General features: G+C 44.3%; 15 protein-coding genes. 7 read left to right on the top strand and 8 right to left on the bottom strand.

The genetic code is table 11. The features are described 5' to 3' along the window. The first annotated feature begins 8 nt into the window (after positions 1-8). Positions 9-395 carry a DNA-binding protein gene (locus QXR61_05475; GenBank protein MEM3757393.1) on the top strand — a complete coding sequence of 129 codons (387 nt, stop codon included), beginning with the start codon at positions 9-11 and terminating at the stop codon, positions 393-395. Here the strand turns inward: QXR61_05475 and QXR61_05470 are convergent. Beyond that, entirely contained in the window at positions 385-639 is a 255-nt protein-coding gene (locus QXR61_05470; GenBank protein MEM3757392.1) for a winged helix-turn-helix domain-containing protein, read from the bottom strand. The two genes, QXR61_05475 and QXR61_05470, sit on opposite strands and share 11 nt — an antisense overlap. A 125-nt stretch (positions 640-764) precedes the next feature. Continuing rightward, positions 765-2,102, bottom strand: a complete 1,338-nt coding sequence (locus QXR61_05465; GenBank protein MEM3757391.1) for a polymer-forming cytoskeletal protein — start codon at positions 2,100-2,102, stop codon at positions 765-767. Between the two features lie 287 nt (positions 2,103-2,389). Between QXR61_05465 and QXR61_05460 the strand changes: the two genes are divergently transcribed. Further along, complete coding sequence (locus tag QXR61_05460; GenBank protein ID MEM3757390.1) at positions 2,390-4,849, top strand: valine--tRNA ligase; 2,460 nt, start codon at positions 2,390-2,392, stop codon at positions 4,847-4,849. Here the strand turns inward: QXR61_05460 and QXR61_05455 are convergent. Next, positions 4,846-5,685 carry an MBL fold metallo-hydrolase gene (locus tag QXR61_05455; protein ID MEM3757389.1) on the bottom strand — a complete coding sequence of 280 codons (840 nt, stop codon included), beginning with the start codon at positions 5,683-5,685 and terminating at the stop codon, positions 4,846-4,848. The genes QXR61_05460 and QXR61_05455 overlap by 4 nt on opposite strands. Positions 5,686-5,857: 172 nt before the next feature. Here QXR61_05455 and pyrH point away from each other — a divergent pair, with 172 nt between their 5' ends. Next, positions 5,858-6,532 carry a UMP kinase gene (gene pyrH, locus QXR61_05450; protein ID MEM3757388.1) on the top strand — a complete coding sequence of 225 codons (675 nt, stop codon included), beginning with the start codon at positions 5,858-5,860 and terminating at the stop codon, positions 6,530-6,532. Between the two features lie 87 nt (positions 6,533-6,619). Here the strand turns inward: pyrH and QXR61_05445 are convergent, their stop codons facing one another. After that, the gene (locus tag QXR61_05445; GenBank protein ID MEM3757387.1) at positions 6,620-6,928 is read right to left on the bottom strand and encodes a hypothetical protein; all 309 of its coding nucleotides are present in this window, start codon (positions 6,926-6,928) and stop codon (positions 6,620-6,622) included. Positions 6,929-7,025: 97 nt separating this feature from the next. Continuing rightward, positions 7,026-8,936 carry an ADP-ribosylglycohydrolase family protein gene (locus QXR61_05440; protein ID MEM3757386.1) on the bottom strand — a complete coding sequence of 637 codons (1,911 nt, stop codon included), beginning with the start codon at positions 8,934-8,936 and terminating at the stop codon, positions 7,026-7,028. A gap of 116 nt (positions 8,937-9,052) precedes the next feature. Here QXR61_05440 and QXR61_05435 point away from each other — a divergent pair, with 116 nt between their 5' ends. Next, entirely contained in the window at positions 9,053-9,811 is a 759-nt protein-coding gene (locus QXR61_05435) for a hypothetical protein (GenBank protein MEM3757385.1), read from the top strand. A gap of 70 nt (positions 9,812-9,881) precedes the next feature. On the opposite strand, the gene QXR61_05430 is transcribed toward QXR61_05435, so the two are convergent. Further along, positions 9,882-10,265, bottom strand: coding sequence for a helix-turn-helix domain-containing protein (locus QXR61_05430; GenBank protein ID MEM3757384.1), 384 nt, complete (start codon positions 10,263-10,265; stop codon positions 9,882-9,884). Positions 10,266-10,705: 440 nt separating this feature from the next. Here QXR61_05430 and QXR61_05425 point away from each other — a divergent pair, with 440 nt between their 5' ends. Then, positions 10,706-11,137, top strand: a complete 432-nt coding sequence (locus tag QXR61_05425) for a formylmethanofuran dehydrogenase subunit E family protein (GenBank protein ID MEM3757383.1) — start codon at positions 10,706-10,708, stop codon at positions 11,135-11,137. Here the strand turns inward: QXR61_05425 and QXR61_05420 are convergent. Beyond that, complete coding sequence (locus tag QXR61_05420) at positions 11,132-11,770, bottom strand: hypothetical protein (protein MEM3757382.1); 639 nt, start codon at positions 11,768-11,770, stop codon at positions 11,132-11,134. The genes QXR61_05425 and QXR61_05420 overlap by 6 nt on opposite strands. A gap of 119 nt (positions 11,771-11,889) precedes the next feature. On the opposite strand from QXR61_05420, the gene QXR61_05415 reads away from it, so the two are divergent. Continuing rightward, positions 11,890-12,510: a nitroreductase family protein gene (locus QXR61_05415; protein MEM3757381.1), complete on the top strand. Its 621-nt coding sequence runs from the start codon at positions 11,890-11,892 to the stop codon at positions 12,508-12,510. Beyond that, entirely contained in the window at positions 12,507-13,427 is a 921-nt protein-coding gene (cofD, locus tag QXR61_05410; protein ID MEM3757380.1) for a 2-phospho-L-lactate transferase, read from the top strand. Before QXR61_05415 ends, cofD begins: the two co-directional genes overlap by 4 nt. A gap of 12 nt (positions 13,428-13,439) precedes the next feature. On the opposite strand, the gene QXR61_05405 is transcribed toward cofD, so the two are convergent. Then, positions 13,440-14,054, bottom strand: coding sequence for an FtsX-like permease family protein (locus QXR61_05405; protein ID MEM3757379.1), 615 nt, complete (start codon positions 14,052-14,054; stop codon positions 13,440-13,442). Between the last annotated feature and the right edge of the window lie 88 nt (positions 14,055-14,142).

Here is a 14,142-nt window from a genome sequence, read left to right as displayed (position 1 = left end):
TCAGGGAAATGTCGGATCTGGAGCTCGAAATGATAAGATACAAGAAGCTTATGGAGCTGAGAAAGCGCCTTATGGAGAAGACCGAGCCTGAAGCTGAAAAACCGAGGGAGGTTAATCCATACGAGGTTTTAGATAAATTTTTTGTCGATAGGGCTTGGGAGGTCTTCAACGCTGCAAAAGCCCAGTATCCTGAAGTCGCGCAATATATTGAGAAAGTCCTTGTTAAACTCATTTTAGAGGGAAAGATTAGGGATAAGATAACGGGTGAAGAATTATATGGATTGTTTCTGCGCCTCGGATATAAGGTTAGGCTGCCAACACGCATCAACATTGTAGAGCACGGTAAAATAAAAAGCCTAGAAGAGAAGATAAGGGAGGAAACCTCTAACCAATAAACTTTCTAACAGTTTTTAAGGCTTCTAGAAAAGCCCCGCCCCTCTCAGTCAACCTGTAAACTTTCCTATCGCCAACGTTCTCTTCCCTTAATAAACCCCTTGAAACTAGAAAGTTAACTACGCGCTTTGTCCTATCGACTGGTAACTGCACGCTATAAGATAGCCTCGTTATCGTTATAGCGCCCTTTCTCCTAACAGCGTCTAACACATCAAAATAAATTTCATATCTCGTTCTCTTTTTCAACTGTGAACACTTTCATCCCTAATTTTTGCTTCTAGGTTTCAGATAAATCTTGTTTCCTACGATAGAATAATCTTCCGAGATAAATGATCTATCACGCCGTTATATCTCGCTAACAATTATATGGTCTAGATTGGTGGGGCTGGTAGGGAGTCTACCTTCTTGGGTTCCCTAGCGAAATAGACGTTTTCCTCACTTTTCAATTCCTCAGTGTACTGGAGCTCGCCCACGATTCTGCAGCCCCTCTCCAAATATGCTTTCCTAACATATATGTTTCTCGCAACTGCCCTCTCCTCCATGATTAAAGTATCCGTATAAATGTCCTCTACTTCAGCCCTCTCACCAATTCGTACTTCCCTAGCTACAACTGGCCCGCGTATTCTGCCCCTCTTACCTATCCGAACACTCTCAGCCCTTAAACCCTCTTTAGTGGCGATCTCTCCACCAACATCCACGGGGCCGACAGCTTTTACAAGCTGAGCCTTTAGGCTTCCGCCAACATCTATGGCTTCTGCCTCTAAGACTTCGTTTACCTCCACAATTCCGCCAACATCCAGTTCGCCTGATAACTTAAAGCTTCCTTCAACCTTTAATTTTCCGCCAACGCTTATCTTAACGCCTTCTGCGCTACCGGATATTAGGACTGATCCGCCTACATCTATCTCATTGAAAATTAAGTCTCCATCTACGGTCAGCGTTCCGCCGACATCGATTTTCTCTCCCCTAGATGCTCCGGTTAACTTCACGCTTCCACCAACATCGATAGACTTAAAGGCTAATGGTCTGTTCGAGTAGAACGCCCCACCAACATCAATCTTGTCTCTTATTTCTCCACCAGCGATTTCAGCTGCTCCGCCAACATCTAAGCGCTCTGAGAAAACCTCCGATTCAGCGTGGAACTTTCCACCAACCCTAATTTTATCCACTTTAACGGTGCCTTTCCCATAGAAAAATCCGCCTATATCCAGTAGATTGCTGATGGTTGAGCCGGCTATTTTAACCGTGCCGCCAACATTTATGGTTTTTGCGTTCACATTCCCATAGGATTCAAATGTTCCACCAACATCAATTCTATCAGCGTTAATGTCTCCGCCTACATCAAGTTTTCCGCCAACTTCAATATCCCCGGCATTCAAGTTTCCTCTAACCCTCAGCTCTCTGTCGACTTCAATATCTTTTGCCTTTACATTACCTTCCACGAAGAGCGAGCCGTCCTTGACTTTTACAGCCCCTTCGACAAATAAATCTCCCCTAACAGTTATCTCACAATCTTTGCCCCTCAACATGGCTGAGGATACGCTGCAGTCGAATGCACAGTTACCATAACATTGAATCATCCCTAAGACAGCGATCTTTTGAAGACCTTCTTTAGCTTTAACCGTTGCATCTTCAGCCACATATAAACTCCCCTCAACAACATCCAAGAAAACCGTTTCTCCCCGCGGAACTTTAATGTCGCCCAACATTTTCCACCATGAGCCATATTGAGAGCAAATTTGGTTATAAGATTGAGTCACAAAACGAGCGCACAAATAGTAATCACAAAATGTTACTCTTAAACCTGCCCTTTAAACAATTACCTTTATATTTCCCTTAAAGAAATAGTATTTCGGTATCGTTGTCGGGAGGAAGGTGCCGTTGAGCCACCGCCAACGCCAAGTACGTTAAGCGGTGCCAAAACAAACGCCAATGATCTGAAAACATATTTTAAAGATGGTTTTATCATGAAGGAGTTTAATGCGGTGATGTTTTTATGAGTGGAGAGGAGAATATAGAGTTTAAACCTAGAATAAAGGATAAGACTTGGGATCCGGCTAAAGAGGCTATTTTGTTTAGGAAGTGGCAGGAGGACGGGATATACAGGTTTGATGAGACCTCTCATAAAGAGGTTTTTAGCATTGACACCCCACCCCCATATGTGAATACTCCGGTTCACATAGGGCAAGCATACACGTACGTCTGGATGGATATATTTGCGCGGTACAAGCGTATGACGGGATACAATGTGCTCTTTCCAATAGGCTTAGATAAAAACGGTCTGCCAATAGAGGTTCAAGCCGAGAAAACCTTCGGCATAGTTATGCACGAAACCCCTAGAGAAGAATTCATCGCGAAATGTAAGCAGCTACTCCAAGAGAGCGGCGAGACTTCGCTAGAAACATTTAAGCGCCTAGGTTTAAGCTGCAACTCATGGGATCTTGAGTATAGGGTTGGGGGCAGATATGAAACTGACGATCCAGAATATAGGCGCTTAACGCAGGAAACGTTCATAGAGTTCTGGAAGAGAGGTTTAATCTATGAGGATGAGAAGGCCACAAACTACTGCCCGGTTTGCCGCACAACGATATCTGACGCTGAAGTAGAATACGAGGAGGAGGAAGCCCTATTAAACTACATAAAATTTAGGGTTCAGGAGACCAACGAAGAAATACTGATAGCTACGACTAGACCAGAACTGCTATGTTCATGCCGCATAATCCTCTTCAATCCTTCTGATGAACGCTACCAGCATCTTAAGGGGAAACATGCTATTGTCCCAATATATGGACATGTTGTCGAGATTATTCCGCATCCATACGCTAAGCCGGAGTTCGGCTCAGGCCTAGTCATGATATGCAGTTTCGGCGACTACAGCGACGTTAGAATACTTAGAGAACTAGACCTTAAACCTATATTCGCCATAAACGAAAAGGGTGAGATGAACGAGAACGCTGGTAAGTATGCTGGCTTAAAGGTTGAGGAGGCAAGAAAGCGTATAGTAGAGGATCTTAAGGCTGAGGGCTTACTCGTCAAGCAGGAGAAGATTATTCAGCGTAGACCTGTCTGCTGGAGGTCAAAGAACCCCATCGAGTTCGTCCAAATGAGGGAGCTCTATTTAAAGCAGGTTGAGTTTAAGGATGAGATATTTAAGCTCGCCCATCAAATGCGTTTCTTCGCGCCGGAAAGTAAGCAGATACTTATCGACTGGGTCAACTCCATCGATATAGACTGGGTCATATCTAGGCGGAGATATTATGGGACCGAGATACCTTTATGGTACTGTAAGAGCTGCGGCTACACCTATGTGCCTGAACCCGGAAGATACTATCAGCCTTGGAGAGAGCCGCCGCCAATAGATAAATGTCCAAAGTGCGGTGGGAGAGAGTTCCACGGCGAAGAACGGACATTTGACACGTGGTTTGACTCAGCAACCTCAGAAGTCTACATACTCGGCTACCTGTGGAATAAAGAGTTCTTTAATAGAAACTTTCCATGCTCGCTTAGACCGCAGGGGAAGGAGATTGTTAGAAATTGGCTCTACTTCGCTGTCTTAAAGTCTTTTCTACTCTTTGGGAAAGAGCCCTTCAGAAACGTTTGGATACATATGCATGTGGTTGATGAGCAGGGTAGAAAGATGAGTAAGAGCGCTGGAAACGTTATTGACCCGCAAGATGTTATAAGGATGTTTGGCAGCGAAGCCTTTAGAATATGGACTGCGCTTGAGGGAAACATAACTAAGGGTGACATAAGATGCTCCTTTGAGCGAATACGCGGAACCTCAAAGTTTCTTACGAAGCTATGGAATATTGCCAGATTCATATCGTCCTTCCCACAGGTAAGCGAAGACTACGATCTTGCGCCGCTTGACAGAATGATTTTGGCTAGGCTAAATGAACTTATATCTGAGTGCCGAAAGGGATACGAGGATATGAACGCCTTCCAAGCTGGCACCGCGATAAGGACATTCACATGGAATATTTTTGCGGATCACTACATTGAGGCTGTTAAGTCTAGGGCTTATAATCGAGACCGCCTTTTTAACCCAAGGCTTCAGCGCGGCGCATGGTACACGCTCCACAAATGCTTGGAGACGATTCTTAAGCTTCTGGCGCCAATATGTCCATTTATAACGGAGGCTATCTGGCTCGAACTATACTCAAATAGGAGCATACATGTCCAATGTTTCCCAGAAGAAAGAGATGAATGGAAGGACAGCATCCTCGCCCTGCTGCCTAAATTCATGGACTTCAATAACGCAATATGGCAATACAAGAAGAAAAATAATATTGCTTTAAACCAAGAGATTAACGGTATAGTCTACGCGCCAGCCGACCTAAAGCCATTTGAAGAAGACTTGAAAGCCATGCATAAAATTGGAGCCTTAATATTCGGTAAGCCGGAAACCGAGGCGGCTGAAAAAATCTCTGAGGAAGTCTTTATAGTGAAAGCTTAGGGCTGCAGAAAGCTGCTTAAATCTCTTCCTTTTCTAGATTTCCCGCTTAAAATTATCTCTTTTCCCAAGACTACTCTCATCCCGTCGAAGGCTGCCCTAGTCGGCACACCAGTCCTCTTCTCCATTAGCTCAGCTTCTTTTTCAGGCCCCTTAAGTATCATTTGCATCCCGAAATGAGTTATTAAAGCCATTTCCGGACGGGTCTCCTCAACTATTTTTATGGCGTCATCGGTTGTCATATGCCCCTCCCAAGGTTGACCGGTCGGCCTTAAGACGGAAAGTATAAGCAGCCTCAACCCGCTGTAAAACTTTGATACGTCGCTAAAGTATTCTGAGTCGGGCATATAAGCGAAGCCGCCGAACCCCTTAACTTCAAAGCGAAAACCGACCGTGTCAGGATCAGAGTGGACAGCTTTACATACAGTAACATTTATCCCGCTGACCTCAAATGATTCGCCAACCACGGCCTCTATAACCCTTTCAGGCATAGCTTGATGATACCTCGATATGGAGTTCTCGCAGACCTCATTACCCTTTAAGACGCTGCGGGCGGCCACTAGAACACCGCGCTTCTTAATGGTCCCCTCACTCATGGCCTCTATAAGCGGCTCAGCATCATTCGCATGATCGAGATGCGAGTGCGAGACAAATATAGCTCTAATTTTCTGCGGATCTAAACCCATTTCCAGCGAGTAGACGAGTGCACCAGGGCCTGGATCAATATGTATATTGACGTTGCCCTGCTCTGAAATAACCCTTATTCCTCCAGTTCTCCTCTTCTGAGTTATTGTCGCAAAACGTCCGCCTCCACTCCCAAGAAAAACAAGCTCTAACATCGCTGTAACCTCAAGCGTTTATGCGAGAAAATAATTATGTATTACTCACATATAGTGTTAGCTTTACTATCGCAGGATGTTTAAATCCATAAACAAAGGCCAATGTTTATCTAATAATGCTATTTTAAATAATGTGGGATCTCCTTAAGTCTCTAGTGGCGGTGGCTGGGTAATGAGGATAATTATAAGGATTGGTGGTTCGGTTGCGGCTTCGCCGCCAAACCCAGAGCTAATCCGCAGGTATGCTGAGCTAATAGTGGAGCTAAGGAGAAAAGGGCACGAGGTTGCCGCCGTTATTGGTGGGGGCAAATTGGCTCGGGAGTTCATAAGCTTGGGGCGCGAGTTAGGTTTGTCTGAGCAAGAGCAGGATGAGCTGGCGATATCGGTTTCAAGGCTCTTTGCTCAGGCATTAGCTATGAAGATTGGTGGGTACTCGTGGAGGAGAGTGCCTGAAACAGTTGAGGAAGCTGCGAAAGTTTTGGGTGAGAGGGGGATAACTGTTATGGGCGGCATCAAGCCGGGCATGACGACGGACACCGTGGCCGCTCTGCTAGCTTCAGAGGTTGGGGCAAACCTCATTGTTAAAGCGACCGACCAAGAAGGCGTATATACGCGAGACCCGCGAAAATACGCGGATGCCAAGAAACTGGACGAGGTGAGCTTTGATGAGCTGGAGAAAATATTGACCGAATCTAAGCATCAAGCTGGCATACATCAGATAATTGATCCGGAAGCCGTCCGCATATTGAGGGAGAAACGCATAAAAACTATTGTTGTTAATGGTTTTAAGCCGGAAAACATATTGTTGGCTATCAGCGGTGTGAGCGTCGGAACAGTAATCCAATGATAGTATAATCTAGCGAAGCAAACTTAGCTTGTTTATAGAATTTAATGATTCTACGATGCTGCCTTGCATCATTTTTCCTAGGGAAAATTATTGGGTTTTAGGTTTTAAGTACTCTATTCTCATCTGCAATTTCGCTTTCTCTTCGCTATACCCTTTTATCTTCCTCTCTATCTCGTCTCTTTTTGATTCAATCTCTTTTCTACGTCTAGAGACAGCGTTAAGCCTCATTTCAAGCTGATGGTATCTGTACTGGTCTCTGCAACGCCGCATCTCCTCGAATATTCTGTTTTCCTCGCTTAGAGCCGCAGAATATTCTTCATCAATCTTCCTTTTCTCCGACTCTAAAGCCGTCAGCATACCCTCAATCTTTCGGAGCTCTTCCTTAAGCTTTTCCAAGATTGTTGTTTGCGCCATAAATTGAAAACTAGCGATCATCCGAAATAAATTTACCGGAAAAATAGTTTTATCATTCTACCGCTTGAGACCAAGATAATTAGGATTCCCATGGAAGCTTGCAGCGAACCAAATCAGCTAATCCACTATGCCACTTGCTGTCAGCTATGGTGAAATGGGCCTTTAAAGGCTGTTCGCCGCGCAGAAGCTTAATCATAATGTGATTCCAGCCGCTTTTAAGGTCTGCCGCCGTGTAGTTTGAGCCATCGCCGCCATAATTCGGCCTTAAGGGAACTGGTTTAACTGTCTCATGAATCATCTTGCCGTTAAGCCAAAGTCTCATTCGGCTATTGTTCGGCACACCGATCACTACCCTTCTATCGTTTGGCGAATAAATAAAATGTCTCAGATATATTATTCCAGGCTTCCCCATGAAGAAGCCCTCAACCTCAAGCGAGTTTTCAGGCCATGAAACCGCCTTCCATCCTTCGCCGACCTCGTAGAGGTTTAAATCCTTTTCAGGCGGGAAACACGCCTCTAGGGATAGGGGTTCGCGAAAGACCTCGGAGACAAGCCAACGGAAGCCTCCGGTAAAGACCACCGGGATGCACATAAGCCTCGGCCTATTCTCTAACACTATTTTAACTATGCATTCATTTGAGGGGTTTATGTGGGCTGCTGGGGCAGTAACCGAAAACTTGAAGGACGCTTGCTCTTTTGCCTTCAGCGTTATTTGCTGTGGAGTATTCGGCTCCAAAATCCATCCTCTCGGTGTATAAACCTCCATGCTGCCAGATACCGGCGTTAACATCATGTTTTTAACGGTCACTAGGAAACAGCTTTTTTCATAGGGAAGAACGGCTGGTCTATCTACGTATGTTACTGAAGCCTTTACGCTCACCAAATCATAGTCAATAGTGTTAGGCGGCAGATCCCAAAGGTTTTTAATCTCATCGATTAAGGGGTTGAGAACCCTCTCCGCGTTTGCAAAGTCATCAGTTTCGGAAACTTCAATTGGAGCGTTAAAGCTGGATAAGATCTTTTCGCCTATGCCGCATACTTCGTCCGTTAGCTCTCCGAGTGTTCTTGGAACATGTATATTTTTTATCCCCTCGCTAACCACAACTCTATCGCCCAAAGGTTTAACCCATTTTTCAGGAAGATCGCTTCCGCCGCAAATTATTCCCCATATTGCGCCCACAGTTGCCCCGGTGCAGTCAGTATCCCACCCGCAATTCACAGCCTTACAAATAGCGTCCCCGAAATCCTCCCCATAAAGCAAGCCGATTGTTTGGAAGCCTAAGTTTATGGGAGAGTATTGGGCTATGGGGCTGTAAACTGCTCCTTTAACTTTCTCGCGCGCCTCCTTCCAGTCTAATCCGTTTAAGTAGGCTTCTAGCGCCGTTCTTACGGCTTTATGAGTCAGGGAGTCTTCAGGAATGGCCGCTAAACCCATATTCACCAGCTTAACCCGGTCGCTTATAATAAAGGCCGCCGATTCAACAACAGCGTTAAATACTTCGCCGTAAACTGATTCACCTCCAGCATGATCACATATAGCATCTTGATACGCATATCTAGCGGCTATGTTAGGCGCTCCCGGCGCTATGCAAGCCCATATCTCCGACCTTATCGGGCTGCCCATGCAATTCTTAAACCAATTATTATACCAGCCTGAAACAGGAGGCTGCAAACCAAGCTTCAAGTTCATCTTATGTAAGCCGTACTCATCATAATTGTAGATTATGCAGTCAAGCCAATATTCAGCCAACTCTCGCGCAGTCAAGTTAACCCCGCGGTCTCTGAGCGCCTGAAGCCAGACAAGCTGAATCTCCAAGTCATCATTAGGTACTCCGCCCTCAACAAGCTTAGGATACCACCAAACATCGAACATCTCCTCCCGCCCATAAAGGGCTTCTAGAGGCCCCCCAACTGTTCCGCCAGCGTTCTTACCCAGCCAGCAGCCGTAAACTTTATCCCAGTAGGTTTTCCTACTAATCCGTAACCTCATGTAGACCCCCTAGAAAATAATGTTATCAAAACCAATATATTGTTTAACTTAATGTGGAGCGGGGAAACGGCACAGCATAAATACTTGAAGAATCATTTTACTTATTGATAACATTGTTGTCGAAATCGAAGGCCACCCGAGTCGCTTTACTTCTCATCTCAGCGATATCCTTAACCCTATATTTTCTCCCAACCTACGACCCACCCCCCATATCCACGGGCGCTAGATGGAGCTATTATTACAGGGAGAAACTGACCTCTAACGGTAAAACATGGTATGAAGCCGATGAGGAGCTAAACTACTCAGTTGTAGGTGAAAGAGACGGCATTTTAATTGTAGAGCTAAACCGCACTTTTAGGCAAATATATTTTTCCGCAAACGGGTCTGAATCCTTCGTGCTTAATGGATCAAACATACAGCTATTCTTCGTAGACCCCAAAAGCCGCATGTATCAAGATGGAACCTACACTAGCTGGTGGATACCAACAAACATCTTTATTGGCAGTCTAGTCCCAGTATGGAACCTAAACCTTCAGGTTAAGGGGCTATCATGGACTATTGTTAACGGAAGACTTGTTGAATGCTGGATTCTGGAGTATAGGAGCGCAAATGAGGAATATACGGCTCTTTATGAGAGAACTCTAGGCCTATTTATCCGGCTTAACATTAGGAGAGAGGCGGGCTTATATCAAACACTCCTAATAGAAAGGTGGCTTAGAGACACAAGCATAGGGCTGCCTCTACAAGCCACGTTAAGACCATTCCTAGTAATTGTGGGGGCTTCATCCGCAGCAGCCCTACTCTCATATTACGCTAGAAGAGTCCGAAAATATTTGTCAAGGCCCAAGGAAGCTCAGGGCCCAATCCTAACCTGATTTGAGCCTAACAATACATGTTTACGGAATGGCATGAGAGCTAGACAAAAAGCGTATACTTGCTCTGACTTTATTGCTCAGCGAGCCACCTATAAATCGTCTTCAACGGTATGTTAAGATCCTCTGCTATCTTTTTTGCACTGTAACCTTTGCTCTTAAGATCTTTCACTAGCGCTTTACTTCTTCTCCTCTCGGCTTTACTGTATCTCGCTTTGTTTTCAAATATAACTCGGTCCTCATTACCGAATAGCGAGAGAGCTAGCATAAAGGCTCTAACATAGTTGCAGTCTCTGCTCATGTAGCCGATTATCCTAACCCTATAATCCTCAGCAATGTATTGTTTGATCTGACTTAAAGTTTCCTCCATTAAATCGAAGCTCATAGGTGAAGAAAACCTGATCTCCACTAACCGACTCTCCGGCTTAACTACCACCGAGTACTTTTCTTTAGCCATCTCCCATTCACCCGCAAATATGTTTTCATTTTATTAGAGGAGGGCGGCTTATAAATTTTTCTCATTATAGAAAAATTTAAAAATGCGAAAAGTTTATAAGTTTCTTCTCAAATTATAAAAATTGAAAAATGAGAAAAAGGAGGCGATGCCTATGATTGGAGTAAAAGCAGTATTAAAGATGATTGAAAATAAGATAACTGATCGAGGACCTCCGATAAAAAATTCTGTTTAAACTTTTTTTGGGTTTTTAATCGCCGGACAAGTTGATTTTCAGGAATAATGTTAAAAGGTAGTTCGGAGAAAACATTAACATTAATTATAGCTTGATGTAAAAGCAAGCTGCTTCTTATGCGCATTTAAAGATTTAAATAGTAAAGTAACACTTTTCTATAGGATCGTAATATCATGCTAGATCTAATGTCGACGGAGAAGTGAAAGAATTGTCTGAGGAAAAACATGAAATTACGAGCGAACTCTTAAATGAAGCCATAAAGTTTCATGGTCATCTGGGCCCATTCCTTGTGTTAGGGTTAAAGGCGGGATTATATGCTAATGGGGTTCTTGGAAAAGACTGCTTTAGGACTAGAGTTTTTGTTGAAACTAAGCTGAGCCCGCCGTACTCCTGTCTTATTGACGGGATTCAAGTTGCTACAGGTTGCACCATGGGTAAGAGAAACATTGAAGTTAGGGATGGAAATCTTATATCGATAAAGTTTACTAGAGATGATAGGGTTCTTGAGATGAGACTTAAGGAGGAAGTTCTTGAGTATTTGAAGGATATGCGTACTGAGGAGGATGCTAGACGAAAAGCCTTAGAGATTATGCGAAAGCCAGTTAATGAATTATTTGATTTTAATGCAACAGGGCTATAGTTGCAGGAACCATATGCTTCCTGCCATAGCCGGTATCTTCCTCAAAGCCGCCTTTAATATGAGCAGCGAAGTAATTGACGATAGGGGCACGTGGATTGCGTTGAAAATTCCGGTAAATGTGAGAGCCCATATCCAAACGTCAAACGATGAGGTGATGCTCATGCCTACAGCTCTAAGCGTGGTCTCTGCAAAAAGGAGGTAGTTAGGGGCTATAATGAGGAAAAGCAGTATATTATTAAAGGTGCAAACAATAACCCTTAAAATTATTCCAAAAATTGTTCCGAAAAGGAAGATTTTTGGTAAACTTACTCCACCATATCCTCGAAGAAGTCTCAGCCCAATCTTAATCCCGATCCAGAAGCCGATAATCATTGGCACCACCGCTAAGAACTTCATCAATGGTCCGAGCCATCCACTTCTGAGGGTTAACCCAATCCAATGAATAATTTCGGCGATTAGCGCTGGAACCGGTCCACCGAGCATGAAAACCATCATGACGGGGATTTCGGCGAAATCAAACTTCAAGTAGGGGAGTAGAGGAAAAGGAATCTCAGCCCTTGCTATAGTTAAGATTATGGATAAGCTGGAGAACATGGCGATATAGGCGAGGACTACGCTTTTTCTGCGGAGCATCGCTTCACCTCCTAATGCTTCTCTCATTCTACTTATTTAAAAGTTATTACTCAAAAATAAGTAACATTTAAGCCTAAAAATAAACCTACAATATTTATAGCTTTAGGGGTGTGAGTGGAGTGCAGAACTTTTGGAGCATAATTGTAGGTAGGAGAAGCATCAGAATCTATTCGCCAGAGACTATTCCAGAGGAGACCATCCTTAAAGTCATTGAGGCTGTTAGATGGGCTCCTTCAGCCCATAATGCTCAGCCCTGGCGATTCATCATAGTGACTGCCCCTGATGTGAAGAAGCGCTTAGCTGAAGCTATGGCTTCTGATTGGATGAGGGATCTTGAGGGGAATGGTGTCTCCAAAGAAGAAGTTGAAAGGTTGACCAGCGAGTCGATTAAACGTTTTTCGGAGGCGCCAGTTTTAGTGGTTGCTGCTTTAACTATGAGGGATATGCATAAGTATCCTGATAGGCGGAGGCAGAGACTTGAGCATTTGATGGCGGCGCAGAGCTTAGCCGCCGCGATACAGAACATCCTTTTGGCCGCTCATGCTGAGGGTTTAGGCGCATGCTGGTTCTGTGCACCCTTATTCTGCCAAGAGACCGTTAGGAGGGTTTTAGGGATGCCGCGTGAGGTTGAGCCCCAGGCCCTAATAACGATCGGCTATCCGGCTGAAAGCCCTGAGCCCCCGCCTAGAAAGCCACTTAAAGAGATAGCCTTTAAGAATTATTGGGGTGTTAGCCTATGATAACGGCTTTAGCTGGCGGGGTTGGCGCCGCGAAATTTCTTTCTGGTCTTGTTAAAATTATTCCTGAGGAAGATCTAACGGTTATCGTTAATACAGGGGACGACATAGAGCTTTTTGGACTACATATTTCGCCGGATCTAGACATAGTCGCCTATACTTTAGCTGGCATAGTGGATGAGGAGAAGGGTTGGGGAATAAGAGGTGACACGTTTCACTGTTTAGAGATGCTGCGGAGATACGGATACGAGACATGGTTCAATCTAGGCGACAGAGACCTAGCGACACATATTCATAGAACGATTCTCTTAAAAAGCGGTCTAAAGCTCTCTCAGGCAACTAGGAAGATATGTGAAAGTTTAGGTTTAAAGGTTAATATTCTCCCAATGACCGATGATAGGTTTGAGACCTGGATCGAGACTGAAGCCGGGTTAATGCATTTTCAGGAATATTTGGTTAAGAGGGGGGCTAAGGACAGGGTTTTAGGCGTAAAATATGTTGGTGCGGAAAACGCGAGTCCAGCGGAAGGGGTTATCGAGTCTATATTGAAAAGCGAATTAGTGATTGTTTGTCCAAGCAACCCGATTGTAAGCATAGGCACAATATTGTCAGTTAAGGGCGTGAGAGAAGCGTTAAGAAAAAGCCGGGCGCGTAAAATTGCTATAAGCCCTATAGTTTCCGGAGCGCCGATAAAAGGTCCGGCCGATAAGTTGATGAGCGGGCTTGGCTTAGAGGTATCGGCTTTCTCGGCGGCATATTTATACAGAGACTTTCTAGACGTATTTGTGCTAGATCAATTAGACGTAAGAGAGAAAGATAGGATAGAGGGGCTTGGAATAAAAGTTATTTTGACCAATACAATAATGAGGACATTAGAGGATAAAATTAGCCTTGCGAAAACGGTTCTTAAAGCATTCTAAAGCATTTAACGCCTAAACTTCATATCTGAGGGCTTCAGCTGGCTTTAACCTAGCTGCATATATGGATGGGTAGGCTGCGGCGACAACGCTTATTAAGGCAGCTACTCCAATAGCCATTCCAATAATGGTTGCATATCTAACTATGGCTCCTTCAAAGAATACTAGAGGCCCATATTGAATATAATAGATGACTACTGCAGAAACCCAGCCGACCACTGCGCCGATGGCGCCGCCTATTATACCTAGCAGTAAAGCCTCTATAAGGAATATTTCTAGAACAGCGCTATCAGTTGCACCCAAACATTTTATGGTGCCTATTTCCTTGTAGCGTTCGGTCACCGACATCAGCATAGAGTTCACTATTCCAACTCCGCAGACAAGTAGGGCTATAATAGCTACCCATATCTGGTACTGTTGAGGGGCCCCGCCGATCTCGGGCCTAGAGAGTATTTCTCCCATAGTTAATAGCGACACAAGAAAAGCGATGCTTAATAAGACTGAGAGCGAGGTTATCATGGTTCTTGTAAAACGCTTCCTGATGCTTTCAAGACAATACTTGAATGCATCGCTTATCGGAAACTTTATGCTTCCAACCTCACCTATTCCAGATTCAGTCTGCCCGCTCATAGATGTTATTCCATCCTCATTGTTATATATTATCCACTATCGAAATATATTTTGGATGTATTTAAATTTTGTCAGTGGTTTTCTCCTC

The organism is Candidatus Bathyarchaeia archaeon, assembly GCA_038882715.1.
In the GTDB taxonomy this organism is placed as follows: domain Archaea; phylum Thermoproteota; class Bathyarchaeia; order Bathyarchaeales; family DTEX01; genus DTEX01.
The sequence above is the reverse complement of the archived record's forward strand: the minus strand, read 5'-3'. Positions and strand labels throughout refer to the sequence as shown.